This is a genomic window from Micromonospora globbae (assembly GCF_003610785.1).
In the GTDB taxonomy this organism is placed as follows: Bacteria; Actinomycetota; Actinomycetes; order Mycobacteriales; family Micromonosporaceae; genus Micromonospora; species Micromonospora globbae.
On sequence record NZ_RAQQ01000001.1, the window covers coordinates 299,322 to 321,901 of the forward strand.

Below are 22,580 nucleotides of genomic sequence, written 5' to 3' on the forward strand. Positions count from 1 at the left end.
GGTGCACGGCGATGACCAGAAACGTACGACGAGCGCTCGCCGCGCTGGCGGCGACCGCGACCCTGCTGCCGGCAACCACGGCGGCAGCCGCACCACGGACCGCGCCGCAGGCGGCGCCGGACGACCCGACCAGGGTCCTCGTCTTCCACGGGCCCGCGGCGCAGCAGCAGGATCCCGTGGCCCGCGCCGTGGCGGCCATCAGGGACCTGGCCGCCGACCACGACATGGCGGTCACGGTCAGCACGGACCCGAAGGTGTTCACCCCGGCCGGCCTCGCGAGCTACCGCAGCGTGGTCTTCCTCTCCGCGACCGGCGCCGAGCTCAACCGTGAGCAGGAGTCGGCGCTACAGACCTACATGAAGGACGGCGGTGGCTTCCTCGGCATCGCCGACGCCGCCCGCGCCCAGGTCGACTCCACGTGGTTCACCGGCCTCATCGGCAGCCGCCCGGCCGGCGCCATCCCGGTCGCCGAGCCGGTGGCCCGGGTGACCGCGAGCGGCGAGAACCCGCCCAACGAGACGAAGGAGAAGCTGACCGACGGCGACTCCGGCACCAAGTGGCTCGCCCGGACGCCGACGGCCTGGGTCGCCTACGAGCTGAGCGCGCCCAAGCGGATCACCGGGTACGCCCTCACCTCGGCCAACGACTCCCCCGGGCGCGACCCGAGGGACTGGACGTTGCAGGGCTCGGCGGACGGCCAGAGCTGGACCGACCTCGACCGGCGGACGGGGCAGACCTTCGCCGAGCGCTTCCAGACCCGCCGGTTCGACATCGCCACGCCCCGGGAGTTCACGCACTACCGGCTCAACGTCACGGCGAACAGCGGCGAGCCCCTGACCCAGCTCGCGGACCTGCGGCTGTTCACGGACAACGCGATCCCGCCGCAGCGGCCTCCCGTGAACCGGGCAGTGGTCGACATCGTGGACCGGCACCACCCGGCCACCGCGTCGCTGCCGATGACGCTCACCCGGTCGGACCGCTGGGACAACTGGGACCCGAACCCCATCGGCACCGTCCACACGGTCGCCCAGGTGGAGGAACGCCACTACGACCCGGGCCCCGGCGCCAACGGTCCCTTCCACCCGGTCTCCTGGTGCCGGGACTACGAGGGCGGCCGGTCGTTCTACACCGGCATGGGCCACACCGAGGGCAGCTACGGCGAGGACGCCTTCCGCGCGCACCTGGCCGGGGCCCTCGACTGGACGACCGGCCGCGTCCGCGGCGACTGCCAGGCGACGATCGCCGCGAACTACCGGATCGAGCGGCTGACCGCCGCCAACCAGCCCGGCCAGCTCGACCAGATCGGCGAGCCACACGGGCTGACCATCGCGCCGGACGGCACCGTGTTCTACGTCGGCAAGGCCGCCTGCCCGACCGGCCCGATCCCCGACTGGGACGACCCGGACGTCGGCCTGGGCTGCGGCACCATCCACTCCTGGGATCCGCGTACCCGGCAGGTCAAGCTGCTCACCACCCTTCAGGTGATGGGCAACCGGGGCAGCGGCTCGGAGCTGGTGAAGAACGAGGAGGGGCTGCTCGGGATCGTGCCCGACCCCGCGTTCGCCGACAACGGATGGCTCTACGTGTACTGGATGCCGCACGAGTCGATCGACCGGGAGAAGCGGATCGGGCAGCGCACCATCTCCCGGTTCACCTACGACCGGCAGGCGCAGACCATCGACCAGGCCACGCGCAAGGACCTGCTGCGGTTCCCGGTGCAGATCCACAGCTGCTGCCACGCCGGCGGCGGGATGGCCTTCGACGCCGAGGGCAACCTGTACGTGGGCTCCGGGGACAACAACTCCTCCGAGGGCTCGCAGGGCTACTCCGGCAACAACTGGACCCGGGAGTACGCGGGCATCTCGTTCCAGGACGCCCGCCGCACCTCGGGGAACACCAACGACCTCGCCGGCAAGATCATCCGGATCCACCCGGAGCCGGACGGCACGTACACCATCCCGGAGGGCAACCTGTTCCCGCCGGGCACCCCGAAGACCCGGCCGGAGATCTACGTGATGGGCGTACGCAACATCGCCCGCCTCCAGGTCGACCCGGAGCGCCAGTGGCTGACCGCCGGCTGGGTGGGCCCGGACGCCTCGTCGCCGAGCCCGGAACTGGGTCCGGCCAAGTACGAGACGGCCACCATCATCACCTCCGCCGGCAACCAGGGCTGGCCGTACTGCATGGGCAACCGGCAGCCGTACCGCGACCGCAGCAACACCGACGCGAGCGTGCTCACCGGCTGGTACGACTGCGACAACCTGCGCAACGAGTCCCCGCGCAACACCGGCCTGGTCGACATCCCGCCCGCGCGGGACAACATGATCTGGTACTCCCCCGACGGCGGCGGGCCGGTCTTCCCGAAGCGCGCGGACGGCAGCGGCCTCCCGACGTACGTGGCCGCCGACGCCACCTACACCCAGCCGTACCTGCGGGGCGGCGGGCAGGCCGTCATGTCCGGTCCGACGTACCACCGCGACCGGGTCGACACCGGCAGCGGCGTCGCCTGGCCGGAGCACTGGGACGACAAGTGGCTCATCGGTGACCAGTCGAACGCCAACAACCGGGTGGCCGTCACCGTCGACCCGGCCGGCGTGCCGCGCGCCGAACCGCCGGTGTTCGCCGAGTCGCTGCGGGCCATCATCCCCGGCGGCAACGGCGACAACCGCCTGCAGAGCTGGATGGACGCCAAGTTCGGGCCGGACGGCGCCCTCTACATGCTCGACTACGGCGGCGGGTTCTTCAGCCTGCACCCCAACCAGAAGCTCGTCCGTGTCGTCTACACGGGTGGGGCGCCGACTCCGGCGCCGGCCGCGAACGCGGTGGCCGTCCAGAACAAGCCGTTGACCATGGCCTTCACCGGCTCCCGCTCGGGCGGCGTCAGCTACCGCTGGGAGTTCGGCGACGGCGCGACGTCGACCGAGGCGAACCCGCGGCACACGTACGCCCGGGTCGGCACCTACCCGGCGAGCCTGACGGTCCGCTACGCCGACGGCGAGACGGCCACGGTGCGGACCACGGTCACGGTGGGCTGCGCGGTGCCGGACCGGCGGGAGACCGTCTGGCTCGGCGACACCGACACCGGGGTGCCGAGCCGCACGGTCGGGCAGGGCTGCACGGCCAACGACCTGATCGACGACGAGAGCACCTGGCCGAGCCACGACGCCTTCGTGCGGCACGTCACCACGGTGGCCCGCGCGTTGCAGGACGACGGCCTGCTCACCGGCCGCGAGGTCGGCACGCTGACCCGCCTGGCCGCCGGCTCGCCGATCGGCCGGGAGGGGCACACGGGGTACGAGCCGCTCTTCGACGGCACGGCCGGGTCGCTGCGCGGCTGGCAGCAGGCGCCGTCCGGGTCGTTCGGCATCCAGCCGGACGGGTCGCTGCGGTCCAGCGGCGGGCTGGGCATGCTCTGGCACACCAGGGAGCTGGCCGACTTCTCGCTGAAGCTCCAGTTCCGGGACATCGCGCCGGGCACGGGCCGCGCCAACAGCGGGGTCCTCACCCGGTTCCCCGATCCGCGGATCCCGCTGGAGGAGCGCCCGCCCGGCAGTTGCGGCACCGTCGGGTCGGCCCGCACCTCACCGGCGTGGGTGGCCATCTACTGCGGCCACGAGATCCAGATCTACGACGGTGAGAGCGGCGAGCCGCAGAAGACGGGCTCGGTCTACAACTTCGACCCGGTGCCGCTCGCCCAGGCCGGCGCCACCCCGAAGGAGCAGTGGAACGACTACGAGATCCGGGTCGTCGGGCAGCACTACACGATCGTCCGCAACGGCGTGGTGATCAACGAGTTCGACAACACCCCGGGCAAGCAGTCCTCGCGGGCCGGTGACCCGCCGACCGACCTGCGGCAGTTCCTCCGCGGCTTCGTCGGGCTGCAGAACCACGGCGACAACGACCTGATCGAGTTCCGCAACATCCGCGTGCGCGAACTCTAGGAGACGGCATGAACAGACGACTGACAGCGGTGCTGGCCGCCCTCCTGCTCGCGGTGCTCCCGATGGCCGGTGGGTCCGCCACGGCCGCCCCGCGCGTCGCCGAGCAGGTGCTGACCTGGACCGCCGACGACGACATCACCCGCTACAAGTCCGCGCCCACCCAGGTCGTGGCCGGCCAGACGACGATCGTCTTCGAGAACAGCGCGGCCACCGGCAACACCACCGGTATGCCGCACACGTTGACGTTCGACACCACCACGGAGGGCTACAACCACGACGTCACCGTGAACATCCTCGCCAACCCGTACGACCCGAGCGACGGGCGGCACGAGGTGACCGTGACCCTGAGCCCCGGCCGCTACCGCTACTTCTGCGCCATCCCCGGCCACGACCAGATGGTCGGTGAACTGGTGGTGACCGACGGCGGCGGCACCGACACCACACCGCCCGAGGTGGCCGCCACGGTCAGCGGCGACCGCGACCAGGACGGCAACTACGTCGGCGCCGCCACGGTGACCGTGACGGCCACCGACGCGGGGTCGGGGGTGGACACCGTCGAGTACCAGGTCGACGACACGAGTTTCCAGCCGTACACCGCGCCGGTGCGGGTCACCGCCGTCGGCGACCACTCGGTGCAGTTCCGGGCCACCGACCACGCCGGCAACACCAGCGAGGTCGGGTCGGTGTCGTTCCGGGTCGTCGAGCCCGGCGAGGAGGACACCACCCCGCCGGTGGTGACCGCCGACCTGGCCGGCGAGACGGACGGCGACGGCAACTACGTCGGTACGGCCACCGCCACGCTGACCGCCACCGACGACCGGTCCGGGGTCGCGTCGATCGAGTACTCGCTCGACGGGGCCGCCTTCACCGCGTACACCGCGCCGGTCGTGGTCGACGAGCCGGGGACGCACATGCTGCACTACCGCGCCACCGACGTCGCCGGCAACACCTCGGCGGAGCGGATGGCCCACTTCACCGTGGTTCCCCCGCCGGTGGAGGACACCACCCCGCCGACGGTCTCGGCCACGGTCACCGGGGAGCGGGACGAGAACGGCGGGTACGTGGGCGTCGCGACGGTGACGGTCACGGCGACCGACGACGACTCCGGAGTCGCGCGCGTCGAGTACGCGCTCGACGCCGGTGGCTGGACGACGTACGCCGGGCCGCTCTCCGTCCGCGCCACCGGCGCCCACACCCTGCGGTACCGGGCGACCGACGCCGCCGGGAACACCTCCGCCGAGCAGTCCGTGACGTTCACCGTGGTCTCCGACGGCACCGACGCCTGCCCCGGGTCGGACACGCGGGACACGGTGGTCGTCGACGGTGACGACACCGGGGTGGCCAACGTCGACACCGGCAACGGCTGCACGATCAACGACCTGATCGACGAAGGCGCCGCGTACCCGAGCCACGCGGCCTTCGTCCGCCACGTCGAGACGGTCACGGCCACCCTCGTGACCGCCGGCACCCTGACCAAGCGGCAGCAGGGCGCCATCGTCCGGGCCGCGGCCCGATCGGACATCGGCGCATGACGTATCGAACCTCACCCACAGGGAGTACCGCGATGCCCAGACGTACCGTCACCAAGCTGGCCACCGTGAGCGCCGTCGTCGCCGGCTCGTTGCTGGTGGTGGCGCCCAGCGCGCACGCCGACCTGGTCACCCACTGCGTCGGCACCGGCGGCGCCGTGACGGTGCCCAACGACCTGCTGGTGCCCGCCGGCAAGTCCTGCACGCTCACCGGCACGACGATCACCGGCAACGTGAGCGTCGCGGCCGGCGCGAACCTGGTGGTCGTCGGCGGCAACGTCAGCGGCGAGGTGCGCGTCGCCGCCGACGGCTACCTGGACGCCACCGACACCACCATCGGCGGTCAGGTCGTGCTGGCCGCCGGCGGGTACGGCGCGTTCCTCAGGGACGCGCGCACCGGCGCCGTGACCGTGCGACCGAAGGGTTCGGCGACCATCGACAGCTTCCTCTTCGTGGAGGGGTCGACGATCGCCGGCAACGTCGTCGTCGGGGCCGGGGAGGTCCGGCTCGACCGCAACACCCAGGTGGAACGCAACGTCAACAGCACCGGCACCTACTACACCGACGTGCACGACTCGTTCGTCGACGGCACCCTGTCGGTGCTCAACAGCAGCACCGGGAGCGTCGTCTGCGGCAGCGCGGTCCGCGGGCGGGCGACCTTCGCCGGCAACCTGGGTGGCGTGCAACTGGGACCGAACGGCACCCTCGACAGCTGCGCCTCCGGCGGCTACTGGGGCCGGGACGTGAGCATCAGCAGCACCACGGGCGGCGTCATCGTCGACGACAACATCATCGACGGCCAGTTGGCCCTCACGGCCAACGACCCGGTCGCCCAGGTGGCCGCCAACAACCGGATCCGCGGTGGCGTGACCGGTGACCAGGCGGGCGCCACGACCACGTCCCGGACGGCCCGGGCCGCGGCCGCCGCCGACCGGGAGGACGCCGGAGAGCAGCGGGCGCAGGCCCGCCGCGCCTCGGCGGTGCAGGAGGCCGCCGCGGCCGGCGTCGCGCGGCTCTGAGCTGCCGGCTCCGGGCCACCGGCGAGCCGCCCGTGGCCCGGAGCCGCATCCGCCCGCGATCAGGAAGCCGCGAGTATCGAAGGGCTACGCCTCGGGTACGCCCGGGCCGACCTCGCCGCGGCTCAGGTGTTCGGCGTTGCGGTCGGCGTCGCTGTGGGCGTTGGCCGCTCCGGCGCGCGGGTCGGCCGTCCGGTTGCCCTCGACGTCCTGATACACCTCGCCGCGTTCGAGTGCGTCGTCTTCCTGCTGCCGCCGGCTGTGCTCAGGTGTGGTCATCCCCCGTCGGTACCCCGCGGCCGTGCCGGCAAACGGAGGCCGCACCGGTCGAGGCGCGGCGCGGCCGGTGGCCTCAGGTGACGACGGGGCTCCGGCGTTCCAGCAGGACGACGTCCCGCCAGCGGCCGTGGTGCCGCCCCACCCGCTCCCGGGTGCCGATCACCCGGAAGCCGGCCCGCTCGTGCAGGGCGAGGCTCGCCGCGTTCTCCGGGAAGATCCCCGACTGGATCGTCCAGATGCCCGCCGCCTCGGTCGAGGCGATGAGGGCGTCCAGGAGGAGCCGGGCGATGCCGCGGCCCTGGGCGGCCGGGTCCACGTAGATGGAGTGCTCGACGACGCCGGCGTAGACCGCGCGGGCCGAGGTCGGTGAGACGGCCACCCACCCCAGCACGGTCCCGTCACCGTCGACCGCCACGAACCGGTGGTCGGCCAGCCGGCCGGCGTCGAACGCCGTCCACGTCGGCGCGACGGTCTCGAAGCTGGCGTTCCCGCCGTCGAGGCCGGCCTGGTAGATCGCCAGCACCCGGTCCGCGTCGTCTGCGGTCATCGGTCGGATGGTGAGGTCGGCCATCAGCGGACTCCGTTTCTTGTGGGGGCCGGCGGTGAATTCCTGACATATCCACTGACGTCATTCGTAATCTGCCGCGCACGACCACCGTCGGAGGTGGCGGCTCCATCCAGCTCCGGCAGCGGTAATTCGGGATCCGGATGGGCGCATCCGTAACTCGTTCTTAACACGCCCGCGCGGCGGCCATTAGCGTCTGGGCCCACGAGCCCCGGATCATCGCGATGCATCCCGGCGCAGGTCGATCCGCCATTCCGGCGGGACGCCCGCAGCCGGACGCGCGCTGCCGTCCGCACCGGACGACACGATGCCGGGCCGAATCGAGAGGGGCATTTCCAGCTCACCATTCCGGTCCCACCGAACCTACCACCGGATGCCCGGCAATCGCACAGAGAGGTAATCATGACGGCGAATTCGAATCTCGGAAGACGGGGATTCCTCGGTATGGCCGCAGCCGGCGCGGGCGGCCTGAGCCTGGCCGGCCTCGTCGCGGCCCCCATCGAGGACCAGGTGGCGTACGCCAGCCAGAAGGTGTCGAAGACGTCCAGCCCGTCGGATCTTCGGATCACCGACATGCGCACCGTCACCCTCCGGGGTGTGCCCTTCCGCAGCACCATCATCCGCATCGACACCAACCAGGGAATCTACGGCCTGGGCGAGGTGCGTGACGACGCGGACCGACGGTACGCGCTGCTGCTGAAGAGCCGGCTCCTGGGTCAGAACCCGCTCAACGTCGAGAAGCTGTTCAAGATGCTCAAGCAGTTCGGCGGGCACGGCCGCCAGGGCGGCGGGGTGTCGGCCGTGGAGATGGCGCTCTGGGACATCGCCGGCAAGGCGTACGGCGTGCCCGTCTACCAGCTGCTCGGGGGCAAGTACCGCGACAAGGTCCGCGCCTACGCCGACGCCGCGGTGTCGACGAACCCCAAGACGTACGCCGAGCGCCTGAAGGCCCGGGTCAAGGAGGGCTACACGTTCCTCAAGATGGACCTGGGCATCGAGATGATCCAGAACGTGAAGGGCGCCTTCAACGGCCGGAACCTGTGGCCGGGCGACCTGGCCCAGTACAACTTCACGCCCGGCGGGTACGGCGCCACCACGCACCCGTTCACCCGGATCCAGCTGACCCGCAAGGGCCTGGACGCGATGGCCGACTACGTCGAGACCGTCCGCGACGTGGTCGGGTACGGGGTGCCGATCGGACACGACCACATGGGGCACTTCGGGATCAACGACCAGATCAAGCTGGCCCAGCGTCTCGAGGAGTACGCCCCGGCGTACATGGAGGACGTCGTGGCGTGGATGTACACCGAGCAGTTCAAGCAGTTCCGGGCGGCCACGAACGTACCGGTGATGACCGGCGAGGACATCTACGGGCTCGAGCCGTTCAAGAAGCTCATCGACGAGCAGGCCGTCGACATCGTCCACCCCGACCCGGCGACCGCCGGCGGAATCCTCGAGACCAAGAAGATCGGCGACTACGCCGAGGAGCACGGCGTCCCCATGTTCCTCCATTACGCCGGTTCGCCGGTGGGCGCCATGGCGGCGGTGCACATCGCGGCGGCGACGCAGAACTTCGTCGCCCTGGAGAACCACTCGTTCGAGGTCGAGGGCTGGGACAACATCATCAACGGCCCGGCCAAGCCGCTGGTGAAGGACGGCTTCTACACGGTGCCGCAGGGCCCCGGCCTGGGCATCGAGTTGAACGAGCAGGAGGTCAAGCGCCGGATGGACCCGGACGAGGGCTACTTCAATCCCACCCTGGAGTGGGACAAGGCCAACTCCCACGACCGCATCTGGTCCTGACACCGCGGCCCGGTCGCGTGCCGGTGGGTGGTGGGCGAGGGGCCGGCCCCGACGGGCCGGCCCCTCGGCGTCCGCCGGGATCGCCCCGGCCGCCCCGCGGCAACTAGCCTGCGCAGAATGCGACACACCCTCGAACCCGGCGACGACACCCTTCACGGCCACTTCTCCCCCGACCTGGCGCCCGTGCTCACCGTCGACCCCGGCGACACCGTCACCTACCGCACCCTCGACTGCTGGTGGTCGGCCGGCCCGTACCAGGGCGGGCCGCACCGGGACCGTCCACGGGCCCCGCAGTACCAGCCCGACTGCGGGCACGCGCTGACCGGTCCGGTCGCGGTCCGCGGCGCCCGCGCCGGGCAGACCCTCGAGGTACGCGTCGACGCGATCGTCCCGGCGACCTGGGGCACCACCGTGGCCGGCGGCTGGCCGAGCGCGTTCAACGAGCGGTACGGCGTCGACGAGGGCGAGGGGGTGGTGCACGCCTGGGAACTGGACCCGGTGCGGATGGTCGGCCGCAACCAGCACGGCCACACGGTGACGCTGCGCCCGTTCATGGGGGTGCTCGGGATGCCGCCGGCCGAGCCGGGCCGGCACTCGACGATCCCGCCCCGGCCCTGCGGGGGCAACCTGGACTGCAAGGAACTGACCGCCGGCAGCACGCTCCTTCTGCCGATCCCGGTCGACGGCGCGCTGTTCTCCGTGGGCGACGGTCACGCCGCGCAGGGCGACGGGGAGATCGGCGGCACCGCGATCGAGTGCCCGATGGACGAGGTGACGCTCACCTTCGATGTCCGGGACGACTTCCCGGTCACCGGCCCGGTGGCCCGCACCGCCGACGCCTGGTTGACCCTCGGTGTCGGCGCGACCGTGGACGACGCCGTGTTCATGGCCCTCGACTCGATGCTGACGCTCGTCCAGCGCTCGTACGGCGTCAGCCGCCCGGACGCGGTGGCGCTGGCCAGCGTCGCGGTCGACGTACGGGTCACGCAGATCGTCAACCAGACCGTGGGCGCGCACGCGGTACTCCGCCACGGGGCGGTGCGCTGAGCCGCCCGACGGCCCCTGACGGGGTCACAGCCTGCGGTTCCACCAGGCACGGCGGCGACGGGCCCGCGCCTTCAGCCGCCGGTGCTCGGCGTGCTGCATCGCGACGAGCGCCGGAGCGAGGCCGAGCATGAGCGCGGGCAGCGCCACGGGCGCGGTCCGGTTCTCGCGGAGGATCGCCAGCAGGCAGGCGGCCCCGGAGACGTAGATGATGGGGTTGTAGTACCGCATCAGGTCGGGTCCGAGCCCTTCGCACGTCCGCAGCCACGGCACACCGAACCGCGTCCGGGTCGGCCACCCGGCGAGGTGCGCCACCACGGCGGCCAGGCCGAAGCCGTTCGCCGCGGCCAGCAGGCGGTCGGCCGAGGGCGACGGACGGCCGGCGGCGCGCCAGACGGCGGCGGTGCCCAACCCCCAGGCGGTGGCGGCGGGGTACGGACCGACCACCGAGGCCAGCGGCATACCGACGCCGGCCCCCAGCTCGAAGAACACGTGTGCGGCCAGGCCGCCGACGGCCGCCCGGGTCAGGGGTCGACGCCCAGGCGCGCCCGCGGCGAACCGGGCCCGGACGTCCGGTACCGGGGCTGTCCGGGCCACCGTCGTCTCCTTCCGACCGGGGTGCGGGCGGTCCCTCCCCGGCCTGCGCTCGCGTGACCGCCGGCTCAGTCCGGCAGCAGGCGCCGCAGGACGCCCTTGCCGGTCGCTCCCATGCGGTACGACTGGACGAGGTACGAGCCGCAGGCGATGTTCGCCCCGGCGAGCACCGGCACCAGGTACTGCACCAGCCGCTGCCTCCGCTGCCAGACGGCGATCTCGGCCGGTGTCTCCGGGGTCGGCAGGGTCGCGTCGCGTACCTCGACCCGGTCGCCGCGGCGGTGGGCCTCCTCGGCGAGCCGGCCGATCCTGCTCCCGCAGTAGGCGGCGTAGGCGGTGGCCGCGGCGCCGGCGACCGCCAGTCCGGCCTTGACGGCGCCGACCGTCCCGAACCCCTTCTGCAACGCCATGCGCCGCCCGCCGACCCGGGCCAGTTGCGCGCCGGCGAGCAGCGTGGCTCCGATGCCGAGCCACTGCACGGGCCCGAACCGGCCCCACGCCGACTCGGCGACCCGGATGCGGTCGATGCCGTCCCGCAGGTCGCTGCCCGACTTGTTCACCCCGGCGACGCCCATCACGGTGCCACCGAACCAGAGGGCGGACCCGATGTCGTGCACGGCCTGGGCGACGGCGTGGTTGTCGGTGGCGGTCAGCTGCATCCCGGGCTCCTCGGCGGGGCGGACTTCGTCCGCGTTCCTGACAAACGTTCGGTTTGATCCGATTGAAGCATCTTCACCGCCCCCACGACGGCCGATCCGCCGTACGCCGCCCGGCGCGGTGCCGGTGGACCTGCGGCATCCTCCGGATTTCCCGACGCGCCTGCGACATGCTGGCAGCGCGGCCCGTGGCGCCGCGCCCGATGGCACGACCTCCTCATCCGCCTCCTGGGAACTGTCCGTTCCGGCAGGGCCCAGCCGTCGAAGCTGCGAGTGTTCCGGCGATGCCGCTGCGACCGACACGAAGGGTCCCGACGCCGTGACGGCGGGTCGCGCGCTGGAACTGCTCCGGCGCCCCAACCGTCCCCGGCGGGCCACCTACGTCGAACTCTTCTTCGACGTGGTCTTCGTGTTCGCGGTGACGCGGCTGTCGAACTTCCTGTTCGCCGATCTCACCTGGGCCGGGCTGTGGCGGGTGATGCTGCTCCTCGCGGCGTTCTGGTGGATCTGGGTGCTGACCACGTGGATGTCCGGCCGGCTCGACCCGGACCGGCCGAGCGTGCAGACCCTGATCGTCACCGTCATGCTGGCCAGTCTGCTGATGTCGGTCGCCGTGCCGACCGCGTTCGGCGACCAGGCGCTGTTGTTCGCCGGCCTCTACGTCGTCAGTCAGGTCGGGCGCACCGTCTTCGTCGTCCGGGCGCTGCGCCGTGGTGGCGTCACCGCGGCGGGCGGGCGGAAGGTGGCCTGGTGGATCCTGTCGGCGGGACTGTGGGTGGCCGGCGGGGTCGTGGACGACGCCCGGCTCCTGCTGTGGACGGTGGCCCTGGTCATCGACTACTCCAGCGCGGAGTTGCGGCTGCCCGAGTACGACCTGCGCGGGCACGGGCTCACCTCGTCGGCCGACCACCTGGCCGAGCGGTTCCAGCAGTTCACGATCATCGCCCTGGGCGACAAGATCATCGCGCCGGCGCTCAAGCTGGCCCAGTACCACTACGAGATCGAACGGATCCTCGCGCTCGTCGTCTCGTTCTGGACGACCGTGCTGCTGTGGCGCATCTACTTCTACCGCGCCGGCGTACTACTGCCGGCCGGCATCGTGGCCAGCCGCGATCCGGCCCGCTACAGCCGGTCCCTCTCGCACCTGCACCTCATCCTGATCGCCGGGTTGGTGATCAGCGCGGCGAGCGAGGACGTCATCGTGTCGCACCCCGTCGGGCACAACAACATCGTGTGGGTGGCGGCGATCGCGGGCGGTCCGGCCGTCTTCCTCGTCGGCCGGATGCTGCTGGACAAGCTGACGTTCAGCCGCGTGGCCCGGTCCCGGGTCGTCGGGCTGCTGCTGCTCGCCGTCGTCGTCCCCACCACCGTGGCCATCCCGCCGATGCTGGTCACCACCACCGTCAACGTGGTCCTGACCCTCGTCGTCATCTCCGACACGATCTCGTGGCGGCGGCATCCCAAGGAGCCGGCGCCCGCGCGCTGACCGCGCCGGCCCGGTGGCCCGCCCGGGCCAGAGCGGACCCGCGGGGGCCAGCGGGTCGGGTAGGTACCTCCGCAGCGGCACCACGACCGTGACACCCAGAGGGAGGCCAGCGTGTTCCGACACGACCGACACCTACAGTTCCAGGCCAAGCCGGAGAAGCCCGACGCCCTGTTCGCCATGAAGCTCCAGGAGGTCCTCGGCGGCCAGTTCGGCGAGATGACCGTGATGATGCAGTACCTCTGGCAGGGGTGGACCTGCCGGGTTCCCGGCAAGTACAAGGACATGATCATGGACATCGGGACCGAGGAGATCGGTCACGTCGAGATGTTCAACACGATGCTCGCCCGCCTGCTCGAGGGCGCCCCCGCCGAGACCACCGAGAAGGCCGTCGCCGCCACCCGGTGCTCGCCGCCGTGATCGGCGGCATGAACCCGCAGCACGCCATCGTCGGCGGCGGATCGCCACTGCCGCGCGACAGCCAGGGCGTGCCCTGGAACGCCGGCTACATCGTCGCGAGCGGCAACCTGCTCGCCGACTTCCGCTCCAACGTCGCGGCCGAGGCACAGAGCCGGTTGCAGACCAGCCGCGTCATGAACATGACCGACGACCCCGGCGTCAAGGAGATGCTCCGGTTCAACCTCGCCCGCGACACCTACCACCAGCAGCAGTGGTTGCTCGGGATCGAGCAGCTCATCGAAGACGGCTTCGTCGAGCACGGCATCGAGAACTCCAACGGCGACATCGAGAACAAGGACCAGAACCACACCTTCTGGAGCTTCACCACGGACAGCCGGGCGGGTGAGGGCCGTTGGGCGCAGGGCCCCAGCCTCATCGGCGGGCCGGACCTGACCTACCAGGCGGAACCCGTGGCGCTCACCGACGACACGGCCCTGCCCCCGCCGCCGGACCCGAAGCTGTACGCGACCTACGACGGGTCGCGAGGGCCCGGCAAGCCCGGCGACGCCGGTGGCGCGCACGCCCAGGGGTTGACCAACGTCGTCCGGAAGGTCAAGGACGCCCTGGACTGATCCGCCGGTCGGCCTCCGCCGCACGGGAGTCGGACGTCGGCGGCTGCCGTGGCGTACGGCAGCCGCCGACGCGGCACGCGCCCCCCGCTGGCACTCCTGCCGTGAGAGTGCTAAAACCATGAGGGGAGCGCCGCGGATGCTCGCTGGTCAGCGGCGTGCGGTCAGCGACGGCAGCAGGGGAGGGCGTGATGTCGTTCGCGGTCACGGCGTTGCCGGCGATCGCTGGTCACCGGTGGGTGTGCGTCGAGGGGACGGTGGACGCGAGCACCGCCGGTGACGTGCGGAGCGTGCTGGACGGCGCGCTGCGCCCACCGACGCGGCGGCTGACCATCGACCTGAGCCGGGCACGGGTCACCGATCCGGCCGGCCGGCGGTGCCTCGCGGACATGACGGCCCGCGCCGAGGCCCTCGGCATCGAGACGTCCGTCGTCGACCCCGGGCGCTCGCTGCCCGGCCACGCCGTCGCCACTCCCCCGGAGCCGGCCGCGGCGTCCGCCGAACTGGCCCTGGCCTGAGGCGGCGGGGCGTTCAGCGGACCAGCAGCGTGAGCAGCCGGTCCAGTTCGGCTTCCGGGTCCTCGGCGAGCCCCATGTGGACCGCCCCGGCCCGCAGGACCGTGCTGCGCGGGGCGACCATCCACCGGAACCGCTCCCCCAGCGACATCACCCGTGACGCGCCGTCCCCGGCGCACGTGGTCTCCCACGACGCCAGCGCCGCCCGGATGCCCTCCAGGTCGGCGTCCGGATCCAGCGCGAGCAGGCGTCCCTCGTGCAGGTGCGTCCGCGCGGCCAGGAAGTCCCTCTGCTGGCAGTAGAGCAGCACCCCGACGTTGATCAGCTCGCCCCGCTCGATCCGGGGAACGGCCTGGATGACCGCGTACTCGTAGGGACTCCTCACGGCAACCACGCCTCCGGCTTCGCGGCCCGCGCCGCCAGATGCTCCCGGTACGCGTCCCGCTCCGCCTCGGGATCGTCGAGCCACTGGTCGGGCACCAGGGCGACGACCTCGTCCAGCAGCGCCCGCGTCAGCCGTGGGGCCAACTCCTCACCAGCCTCCCTCAGCGCCGTCGCGTACGGCTTCAGGGCGTGGTCGTCCCACTGGTACGGGCGGTGCACCACGCTCGCCGCCCGGGCCCAGTTGTGGTGGAAGTACAGCGTGGCGCCGTGGTCGATGAGCCGGAGCCCGCCGTGCCACACGAGCAGGTTCGGGTTCCGCCAGCTCCGGTCCACGTTCTCCACGAACGCGTCGAACACCAGCGTCCGCGAGGCGAGTTCGGCGTCCACCGGATGGGCGACGGGATCGAAGCCGAGTGCCCCCGGCAGGAAGTCCATGCCCAGGTTGTCGCCGGCGCTCGCCTTGATGAGTTCCTGGACCTCCTCGTCCGGCTCGGCGCGCGCCACGACCGGGTCGAGGTGGGCGATGACGAGTTCCGGGACGGGCAGCCCGAGCCGCCGCGCCAACTCACCGGAGATCACCTCGGCGACGAGCGCCCTGGGGCCCTGCCCGGCGCCGCGGAACTTCATCACGTACGTGCCGAGGTCGTCCGCCTCGACGACGCCGGGCAGCGAGCCGCCCTCCCGCAGCGGGGTCACGTAGCGGGTGGCGGACACCTGACGAAGCACGCCCCTCACCCTAGTCACCGCCCGGGCCCGGCGACCGGCGGGCGGCGTCACCGGCCGGACGGCGGGCCGGTCAGGAATCGAGAAGCGTCGGTCGCCGGGTCGTGGCTAGCGTGACCGGCGTGGACGTCCCGCCCGGCAGCCCGCCGGGCACCGCTCGTTCGAAGGAGGTTCCGATGTCCGGGAACGCCTGGGTCCGGCAGATCCACCGCTGGCTGGCCGTCGCCTTCACGGTGACCGTCGTCGCCACCGTCGTCGCCCTGGCGCGGGAGGAGCCCGTCGTCTGGGTGTCCTACGTGCCGCTGCTGCCGCTCGCGCTGCTGCTGGTCACCGGTCTCTACCTGTTCGTGCTGCCGTACGTCGCGAGGCGGCGCGGCCGCCGGGCCGTGCCGCAGAGGTAGCCGGCCCGGCCGGATAGCCTCGCCGGCATGACGCACGAGCGGGAGATCACCGAGCCGGTCGACCTGTGCCTCCCGAGCGGGCGGCTCCGGCCCGACGCCGTGGGGTGGAGCCGCCGCCCGCTGCACCACGCGAACCTGCGGGGCTGGGGCCGGAACAAGCGCTGGGAGTACTGGGGGATCGTCACCCCGACGCACGTCGTCGGCCTGGTCGCCTCGTCGCTGGACTACGCGGGGGTGCACAGCCTCTACGTGCTCGACCGGGCGACGAGGGTCGAGATCGACCGGAACGTGGTCGTCCCGCTCGCCCGGGGCGCCGTGTTCCCGCCGGTCAGCGGGTCCGGCGCCGTGCGGGCCCGCGGCGGCGGGCTGTCGATCGCCGTCGACCAGGGGCCGGTGGAGACCACGATCCGTGCCACCGCGCCCGGGGTCGAGGTCGATCTCGTCGTGCCGCTGCCGGCGGGGCACGAGTCGCTCGGCGTGGTGGTGCCCTGGAGCACCCGCCGGTTCCAGTACACGGTGAAGGACCTCGGCCGCCCGGTGCGCGGCACCCTGCGGGTGGACGGGGTGGAGCACACGCTCGGCGAGGCGGAATCCTTCGCCGTCCTGGACCACGGACGCGGCCGGTGGCCGTACGCGGTCACCTGGAACTGGGCCGCCGGCTGCGGCCCCGGCCGGGCGATCCAGCTCGGTGGACAGTGGACCGACGGGACCGGCTCGACCGAGAACGGGGTCTTCGTCGACGGCCGGCTGCACAAGATCGGCGACGAGCTGCGCTGGGAGTACGACCGCGCCGACTGGCTACGGCCGTGGCGGATCAGCGGCGCGCGCGTCGCGGTGGAGTTCCACCCCTTCCACGAGAAGGTCGCCCGGACCAACCTCGGTGTGCTCGCCAACGAGACCCACCAGTGCTTCGGGCACTTCACCGGCTGGGCGGCGACCGACGACGGCGAGCGCGTCGACCTGGACGGGCTCGTCGGTTGGGCCGAGGAGGCCCGCAACCGCTGGTAGCGCCGTGGGCGGTCAGCCGGCGACGGGAACCACGTAGGGGAAGGAGTCGGAGCGGGCGGCGCGGGAGGTGTCCGACGTGAGCCCGGAGGTCATGCCGGTGTTCAGCACCAGGGAGAACATCACCTCGGGCGCGTTGTCGGCCATGGTGCGGCCGTTGACGGTCGCGAAGCCGAAGTTCGCGGGAGTGCCCACCTCGTAGGGCAGCACGTCGGGGAAGAGTCGGCGGGTGACGCTCCACCCGTACGCCTGCGGGTCGACGGCGGTGCCGTTGGCGGCGACGACCCCGGCGACCGCCTTGGCAATCTCCTCTCCGCCCGAGCGCAGGTCCTCGCAGGGGTGGCGGGTGTTCGCCGGGTGGGTGAAGTCGGTGTCGGTGGGCCAGAAGATCGGCCACATCATCGGATGCCCGGCGCGGTTGATCTGCCGCCAGCCTCCGGCGTCGGTGGCGAGTTTGGTGGCGGCCCAGACGCCGATCCGCGTGCCGTCGCTCAGCATCGCGTCGTCGGAGACCTCGAGCACGATCGAGTCGACGGTGGTGCCGGCGAAGCTGTTCGTCGCCTTCTCCGGCTTCCAGGCCGACCGGTCGAGCTTCGCGCCCTTCGCGACCGCGCCGCTCACGGCGGTCACCAGGCCCAGGTCCACGTAGAACGGGTCGGTGATCCGCCCGGCCCACAGGCGCAGGCCCTCGCCGGCCACCTCCTGCCCGGTGCGCCCCTGCGCGACCTGGGTGCCCGTGGCGGCGTCGTCGCGGGCGTCGTCGCCGGTGAGCGCGTGGACGCGGACGTCCTGCCCCGTCCCGTCGAACTCGCCGAAGGTGACCCGGTAGGTCAGCGCCTCCATCTCCGAGCCGTCGATGTGGATCTTGAACTCGTACCGGGCCTCGTGGTGGAAGCCCGGCTTGATGTCGGCCTTCGTCACGGAGCTGTTCACGTCCATCACGAACACGGTGCCGCGCTCGCCCTCGAACACGAACAGGTCGTCCAGGTAGAGCTGGCCGGTCTGGGCCGCGTGGGGGGTGTCGAGGTGGTGCGACATGGGCTGACTCCCGGGGTCGAGCAGGCGTGAGGACGGCCCGAGACTAGCCGGACAAAGGGTGCATACGAGAGGAGTTCTCCGGGCGTACGCCGATCGGGCGCGCGGCGTCGCGACACCCACCCGCCGGCCTCACCGCGCCCGTCCCCGCGCGGGTACGGTGGCTCGACGTGATCCCACGACGCGACCCCCCAGGTGCCCGCAGGTGACGATCGAGCACGCGACGACGATCCCGACCGACGAGCAGATCCGGGCGCTGCACGAGCGGTACGCGCCGACCGAGGAGGCGTTCGACCTCGTCTACACCCACTGCCGGATCGTCTGCGCCGTCGCGGAACACCTGCTCGACCGGCGTCACGCGCCCGTGGACGTCGACCTGGTGCGCGCGGGATGCCTCCTGCACGACATCGGCGTCTACCGCCTCTACGGCACGGCCGGAGAACTGGATCACGACAACTACGTCCGCCACGGGGTGCTGGGGCACGCGCTGCTCCGGGACCTCGGCCTCCCCGAGGTGGTCGCCCGGTTCTGCTCCCACCACACCGGCGTCGGTATCACCCGTGCCGACGTGCGGCGACAGCGCCTGCCGCTGCCGGTGGGCGACTACACGGCCGACACCGTGGAGGAACGGCTCGTCATGTACGCCGACAAGTTCCACAGCAAGACGACCCCGCCCACGTTCGTGACGGCGGCGTCGTACGCGGCCGCCGTGCGGCGGTTCGGCGAGGACAAGGTGACGCGGTTCGCGGAACTGGTGGAGACGTTCGGCGAGCCGGACCTCGACCTCCTGTCCCGCCGCTACCGGCAGCCACTCGTCTGAGCGGCGCGGGTCCTACCGCCCGTCGTCGCCCCGGGCCGGCCCGAGGGAGAAGAAGTCCTCCTCCTCCTGGGCCAGGTGCAGGCGGAGCACGGCGTCCAGCCCGTACAGGGCGGCCAGCAGGTCGGGCACCTCGTCGGGGCGCAGCCGGCCGTCGGCGTGCGCGGCCAGGTGGCCGCCGATCCGGTCGACCAGCCGCGTGATCTCCACGTGCCCGCGGCTCATCGTCGAGGTCGCCTCGTCGCTGCCCAACGGACCGGCCAGTGCCGGGTAGAGCTGCCGCTCCTCACCCGCCGCGTGCGGCAGCACCCGCGCGGTCAGCCGGCGGTGCACCTCGCGCAGCGCCGGTACGCACTCCGGCGCGTCGGGCCTGGTGGCCACCAGGTCGGCGGTGTCGCGGACCTGGGCCAGCACGTCCCGCACGGCGGCGTGCTCACCGGCGTACCGGTCGAGCAGGTCCCGGGTCTCCGGCGGGACGTCACGCCGACGCAGGCCACCGCCGAGGGCCCGCAGCGCGTTGACGATCACCAGCACGTCGATGCCCTCCTGGAGGAACGCGCCGGCCACCGGTGGCAGCCGGCCGGCGGCGGCGGCGACCATCGCGACGACGGCCAGACCCATCCCGACGGTGGCGCTCTGCACCGCGATGCGGCGCGCGTAGCGGGCGATCTCGACGGCGTCGGCGAGCCGGTCCAGCCGGTCCACGGTGAGCACCGCGTCGGCCACCTCGGAGGAGGCCGTGGCCCCGGTGGCGCCCATCGCCACACCGACGTGCGCCTCGGCCAGCGCGGGGGCGTCGTTGACGCCGTCGCCGACCATCACGGTGACCGCCCGACCGGACTCCGCCCGGACGCGGTCGACCTTCTCCCGTGGCGAGCACTGGGCGATGACGTCGTCCACCCCGACGAGCTGCGCCACCTGCCGGGCGGTACGCGGCCGGTCGCCGGTCACCATCACGAGGCGGCGCAGGCCCGCCTCCCGGAGCCGGCGCACGGTACGCCGGGCGTCGGGGCGTACGGGGTCCTCCAGGAGGACCGCGCCGAGCGGGCCGCGGTCGTCGCTGACCCAGACGGTCGAGAGGCCGGCCAGCTCGGCACGCTCGCGCACCCGGCGTGCCCACTCGGGTGGCTCACCGGCGAGCTGGCCCACCCGCACCCGCCGACCCTCCACCCGGCCGGTCACCCCCCGCCCCGGCTCCTCGGTGACCTCCGCCGGCTCCGCGAGCCGCAGCCCCCGCTCGCGGGCCTGCCGCACGAGCGCCGCGGCCAGCACGTGCGGGGAGAGCTGCTCGACGGACGCGGCCAGGCGCAGCACGTCGTCCCGATCCCCACCCGGCGCCACCACCGTCTCGGCGGCGCGGGGACGGCCGACGGTGAGCGTGCCGGTCTTGTCCAGCAGCAGGGTGCGGGCCCGGCCGAGCAGTTCCAGCGAACCGCCCTCCCGGACCAGCACCCCGCGCCGGGCCACCCGGGACAACCCGGAGACGATCGCGATCGGGGTGGCCAGCAGCAGCGGGCAGGGGGTGGCCACCACCAGCACCGCCACCGCCCGCAGGAACTGGCCGCTGAGCAGCCAGGCGATCCCCGCCAGCGCCAGCGTGAACGGCACGAACGCGGCGGCGTACCGGTCGGCGAGCCGGACCGTCGGCGCCTTACGGGCGGTGGCCTCCTCGGCCAGCCGGACGATCCCGGCGTACGTGCTCTCCGCCGCGTTCCTCGTCGCCCGCAGCCCGAACCCGGCGCCGGCGTTGACGACGCCGCTGGCGACCTGTTCGCCGGCGGCCCGGTCGACGACCTGCGACTCGCCGGTCACCACCGACTCGTCCAGGGTCGCGGCCTCCTCGACCGTCCCGTCCACCGGCACCACGTCGCCAGGGCCGACCAGCAACCGGTCCCCCACGGACACCCGGTCCAGCGGCACCACCTCGATCCCGCCGGCCGGGGTACGCCGCCGGGCCTGCCGGGGGGCGCGTTCCAGCAGCGCGCGCAGGTCACGGCTGGCCCGGCGCTGCGCGTACCCCTCCAGTGCCTGCCCGGTGCCGACCATCACGGCGATCACCGCGCCGGCCAGGTACTCGCGGACCAGCAGCGTGCCGACCAGCGCCAGCACGGCGATCACGTCCACGCCGAACTGCCGGCGCCACAGCTGGCGCAGCGTCGCCCACGTGGCCGGCACCAGCGCCACCACGGTCACCGCCGCCCAGACCAGCTGCGCGGGCCCCCGCAGCCCGGCCAGCCACAGCCCACCGCCGAGCAGCACGGCCAGCGTGAGCAGGGTCAGCGGTGCCCACTGCCGCCAGTCCACCCGGCGCCCGCGCACCGGCCGCTCCGGCACGCACTCGCGCGGCTCCGCACCCACCTGCGGATCGTCTCAGTCCCCGTGCGGGTCGGCCGGCCAACCGGGCAGATCCCCCGCCCGCGACGCCCGGCGCTGCCGTCCTCCGCCCGGCGGCCCCTCAGCCGGCGCCGACGTACCGGGCGGGACTGACGCCGAGGTGGCGCTTGAAGTGCCGCGTCAGGTGGGACTGGTCGTAGAACCCGGCGGCCGTCGCGGCCAGGGCGGGAGGGTGACCGGCCAGCAGCAGCCGCCGCGCACGCTGGACCCGGCGGCCGGTCAGGTACAGGTGCGGTGGCAGCCCGTACGCCCGGGTGAACACGCGGACCAGGTGGGTCGGGTGGGCGTGCAGCAGCTCGGCGGCCTCGTGCAGGGTGATGCCCGCCTCGGTCCGGGCGTCCAGCAGCTCGCGCAACCGTACGGCGAGGCGGTGCGAGGGCGGCGGCACGGCGGGCGGCGCGTGCCCCCGCAGGTGCTGGTCGAGCCGTTCCAGGACGAACGCGAGGCGGCTCTCCGCCTCGAAGGACTCCCCGGGCCGGGCGAGCGCCTGGTGCAGCTGGTGGACGCGGTGGCGCAGCAGGTGGTCGGACACGTTCGGCCGGTCGACGGCCGCGCCGGCGAGCCCCGCACCGAGGAGCGTCGTGTCCAGGTACAGGACCCGTTTGCGGAAGCCGTGCGCGGTGGCGGCCCGGCCGTCGTGCGGCACGTGCGGCGGCAGCAGGGTGACCGAACGCCGCAGGACGCCGTGCCGGTGCCGGTCGAGGTCGAAGCGGATCGCCCCGTCGTCCACGATCAGCAGCGTCCAGACGTCGTGGGTGTGGGGCGGGTAGGCGTGGTCCACGAAGTGGGCGTGGAACACCTCGGTGATCCCCCGCACCGCCGGCCGCCAGGCACTCACCCGCGTGTCCGCCGCCGGTCCGTGCACGCTAAGAACGTACAAGACCGATCCCGGCCGCGGGAGCAGGCTCGACGTCGTGAACGAACCCATCCGCTTCGACACCAAGATCGCTGTCCTGCTCCGCGACGACCTGGCGACCTGGCAGCGGCTGAACGTCACCGCGTTCCTGGTCAGTGGCATCGCGGGCACGACGCCGGACCTGCTCGGCGAGGAGTACCGGGACGCGGACGACACCCGCTACCTGCCGATGTTCCGCCAGCCGGTCCTGGTCTTCGCCGGCGACCGCGACGTGCTGACCGCCGCGCACGACCGCGCGCTCACCCTCGGCGTACCCCTGTCGATCTTCACGCAGGAGCTGTTCGGCACCGGCAACGACCGCGACAACCGGGCGGCCGTGCGTGCGGTTCCCCGCGACAAGCTCGACCTGGTGGGGCTGGCGCTGCACGGCCCGCGCAAGGCCGTAGACAAGGCGCTCAAGGGGGCCACCCTGCACCGCTGAGCGGTGCGGGGTGGCCCGGGCGGGCCCCGCG

Annotated in this window: 20 protein-coding genes and 1 pseudogene; 12 read left to right on the plus strand and 9 right to left on the minus strand. The window is 72.8% G+C overall.

The annotated features are described in order from the left end of the window. Positions 1-11: 11 nt before the first annotated feature. From D7I43_RS01250 to D7I43_RS01260, 3 genes are all read left to right on the plus strand, one after another. Positions 12-3,941: a ThuA domain-containing protein gene (locus tag D7I43_RS01250; RefSeq protein ID WP_120326463.1), complete on the plus strand. Its 3,930-nt coding sequence runs from the start codon at positions 12-14 to the stop codon at positions 3,939-3,941. 62 nt (positions 3,942-4,003) lie between these two features. Further along, the gene (locus D7I43_RS01255) at positions 4,004-5,473 is read left to right on the plus strand and encodes an OmpL47-type beta-barrel domain-containing protein (protein WP_420870178.1); all 1,470 of its coding nucleotides are present in this window, start codon (positions 4,004-4,006) and stop codon (positions 5,471-5,473) included. Positions 5,474-5,505: 32 nt separating this feature from the next. Next, complete coding sequence (locus D7I43_RS01260) at positions 5,506-6,489, plus strand: hypothetical protein (RefSeq protein WP_120326465.1); 984 nt, start codon at positions 5,506-5,508, stop codon at positions 6,487-6,489. Positions 6,490-6,573: 84 nt separating this feature from the next. Here the strand turns inward: D7I43_RS01260 and D7I43_RS01265 are convergent, their stop codons facing one another. Both D7I43_RS01265 and D7I43_RS01270 read right to left on the minus strand, forming a co-directional pair. Next, entirely contained in the window at positions 6,574-6,765 is a 192-nt protein-coding gene (locus D7I43_RS01265; protein ID WP_120326466.1) for a ribonuclease, read from the minus strand. A 73-nt stretch (positions 6,766-6,838) separates the two neighbouring features. Then, positions 6,839-7,336 carry a GNAT family N-acetyltransferase gene (locus D7I43_RS01270; RefSeq protein WP_120326467.1) on the minus strand — a complete coding sequence of 166 codons (498 nt, stop codon included), beginning with the start codon at positions 7,334-7,336 and terminating at the stop codon, positions 6,839-6,841. A gap of 438 nt (positions 7,337-7,774) precedes the next feature. Between D7I43_RS01270 and D7I43_RS01275 the strand changes: the two genes are divergently transcribed. Together D7I43_RS01275 and D7I43_RS01280 are read left to right on the plus strand one after the other, a co-directional pair. Next, a complete protein-coding gene (locus D7I43_RS01275; RefSeq protein ID WP_204985118.1) occupies positions 7,775-9,133 on the plus strand; it encodes a mandelate racemase/muconate lactonizing enzyme family protein in 1,359 nt (452 codons plus the stop codon). Positions 9,134-9,250: 117 nt separating this feature from the next. Beyond that, a complete protein-coding gene (locus D7I43_RS01280; protein ID WP_120326469.1) occupies positions 9,251-10,180 on the plus strand; it encodes an acetamidase/formamidase family protein in 930 nt (309 codons plus the stop codon). A gap of 24 nt (positions 10,181-10,204) precedes the next feature. Here D7I43_RS01280 and D7I43_RS01285 read toward each other — a convergent pair whose 3' ends face one another. Both D7I43_RS01285 and D7I43_RS01290 read right to left on the minus strand, forming a co-directional pair. After that, the gene (locus D7I43_RS01285) at positions 10,205-10,774 is read right to left on the minus strand and encodes a hypothetical protein (RefSeq protein WP_120326470.1); all 570 of its coding nucleotides are present in this window, start codon (positions 10,772-10,774) and stop codon (positions 10,205-10,207) included. Between the two features lie 65 nt (positions 10,775-10,839). Beyond that, complete coding sequence (locus D7I43_RS01290) at positions 10,840-11,430, minus strand: hypothetical protein (protein WP_120326471.1); 591 nt, start codon at positions 11,428-11,430, stop codon at positions 10,840-10,842. A gap of 316 nt (positions 11,431-11,746) precedes the next feature. Between D7I43_RS01290 and D7I43_RS01295 the strand changes: the two genes are divergently transcribed. The 3 genes and pseudogenes from D7I43_RS01295 (at position 11,747) to D7I43_RS01305 (ending at position 14,456) form a co-directional block, all read left to right on the plus strand. Then, positions 11,747-12,913, plus strand: a complete 1,167-nt coding sequence (locus D7I43_RS01295; protein WP_158610057.1) for a low temperature requirement protein A — start codon at positions 11,747-11,749, stop codon at positions 12,911-12,913. A gap of 111 nt (positions 12,914-13,024) precedes the next feature. Beyond that, a pseudogene (locus D7I43_RS01300) lies at positions 13,025-13,941 on the plus strand (manganese catalase). A 188-nt stretch (positions 13,942-14,129) separates the two neighbouring features. Next, positions 14,130-14,456 carry an STAS domain-containing protein gene (locus D7I43_RS01305; protein WP_120326473.1) on the plus strand — a complete coding sequence of 109 codons (327 nt, stop codon included), beginning with the start codon at positions 14,130-14,132 and terminating at the stop codon, positions 14,454-14,456. 13 nt (positions 14,457-14,469) lie between these two features. Here the strand turns inward: D7I43_RS01305 and D7I43_RS01310 are convergent, their stop codons facing one another. Both D7I43_RS01310 and D7I43_RS01315 read right to left on the minus strand, forming a co-directional pair. Beyond that, positions 14,470-14,838, minus strand: a complete 369-nt coding sequence (locus D7I43_RS01310) for a DUF3037 domain-containing protein (protein WP_120326474.1) — start codon at positions 14,836-14,838, stop codon at positions 14,470-14,472. Next, on the minus strand, positions 14,835-15,563 hold the full coding sequence (locus tag D7I43_RS01315) for a HipA family kinase (RefSeq protein ID WP_120326475.1): 729 nt from the start codon (positions 15,561-15,563) through the stop codon (positions 14,835-14,837). Before D7I43_RS01315 ends, D7I43_RS01310 begins: the two co-directional genes overlap by 4 nt. Positions 15,564-15,736: 173 nt before the next feature. Between D7I43_RS01315 and D7I43_RS01320 the strand changes: the two genes are divergently transcribed. Both D7I43_RS01320 and D7I43_RS01325 read left to right on the plus strand, forming a co-directional pair. Then, on the plus strand, positions 15,737-15,961 hold the full coding sequence (locus tag D7I43_RS01320) for a hypothetical protein (RefSeq protein ID WP_120326476.1): 225 nt from the start codon (positions 15,737-15,739) through the stop codon (positions 15,959-15,961). A 27-nt stretch (positions 15,962-15,988) separates the two neighbouring features. After that, positions 15,989-16,969 carry a DUF2804 domain-containing protein gene (locus D7I43_RS01325; protein WP_120326477.1) on the plus strand — a complete coding sequence of 327 codons (981 nt, stop codon included), beginning with the start codon at positions 15,989-15,991 and terminating at the stop codon, positions 16,967-16,969. Positions 16,970-16,981: 12 nt separating this feature from the next. Here the strand turns inward: D7I43_RS01325 and D7I43_RS01330 are convergent, their stop codons facing one another. Continuing rightward, the gene (locus tag D7I43_RS01330; RefSeq protein ID WP_120326478.1) at positions 16,982-18,004 is read right to left on the minus strand and encodes a DUF4331 family protein; all 1,023 of its coding nucleotides are present in this window, start codon (positions 18,002-18,004) and stop codon (positions 16,982-16,984) included. 202 nt (positions 18,005-18,206) lie between these two features. On the opposite strand from D7I43_RS01330, the gene D7I43_RS01335 reads away from it, so the two are divergent. After that, complete coding sequence (locus D7I43_RS01335; RefSeq protein ID WP_120326479.1) at positions 18,207-18,821, plus strand: HD domain-containing protein; 615 nt, start codon at positions 18,207-18,209, stop codon at positions 18,819-18,821. Positions 18,822-18,833: 12 nt separating this feature from the next. Here the strand turns inward: D7I43_RS01335 and D7I43_RS01340 are convergent, their stop codons facing one another. Beyond that, positions 18,834-21,176 (minus strand): heavy metal translocating P-type ATPase, encoded by a 2,343-nt coding sequence (locus tag D7I43_RS01340; protein ID WP_120326480.1) that lies wholly within the window; start codon positions 21,174-21,176, stop codon positions 18,834-18,836. Positions 21,177-21,273: 97 nt separating this feature from the next. Next, positions 21,274-22,077, minus strand: coding sequence for a helix-turn-helix transcriptional regulator (locus D7I43_RS01345; RefSeq protein WP_240032739.1), 804 nt, complete (start codon positions 22,075-22,077; stop codon positions 21,274-21,276). A gap of 49 nt (positions 22,078-22,126) precedes the next feature. Between D7I43_RS01345 and D7I43_RS01350 the strand changes: the two genes are divergently transcribed. After that, positions 22,127-22,549 (plus strand): DUF2000 domain-containing protein, encoded by a 423-nt coding sequence (locus D7I43_RS01350; protein ID WP_240032740.1) that lies wholly within the window; start codon positions 22,127-22,129, stop codon positions 22,547-22,549. The last annotated feature ends 31 nt before the right edge of the window (positions 22,550-22,580 follow it).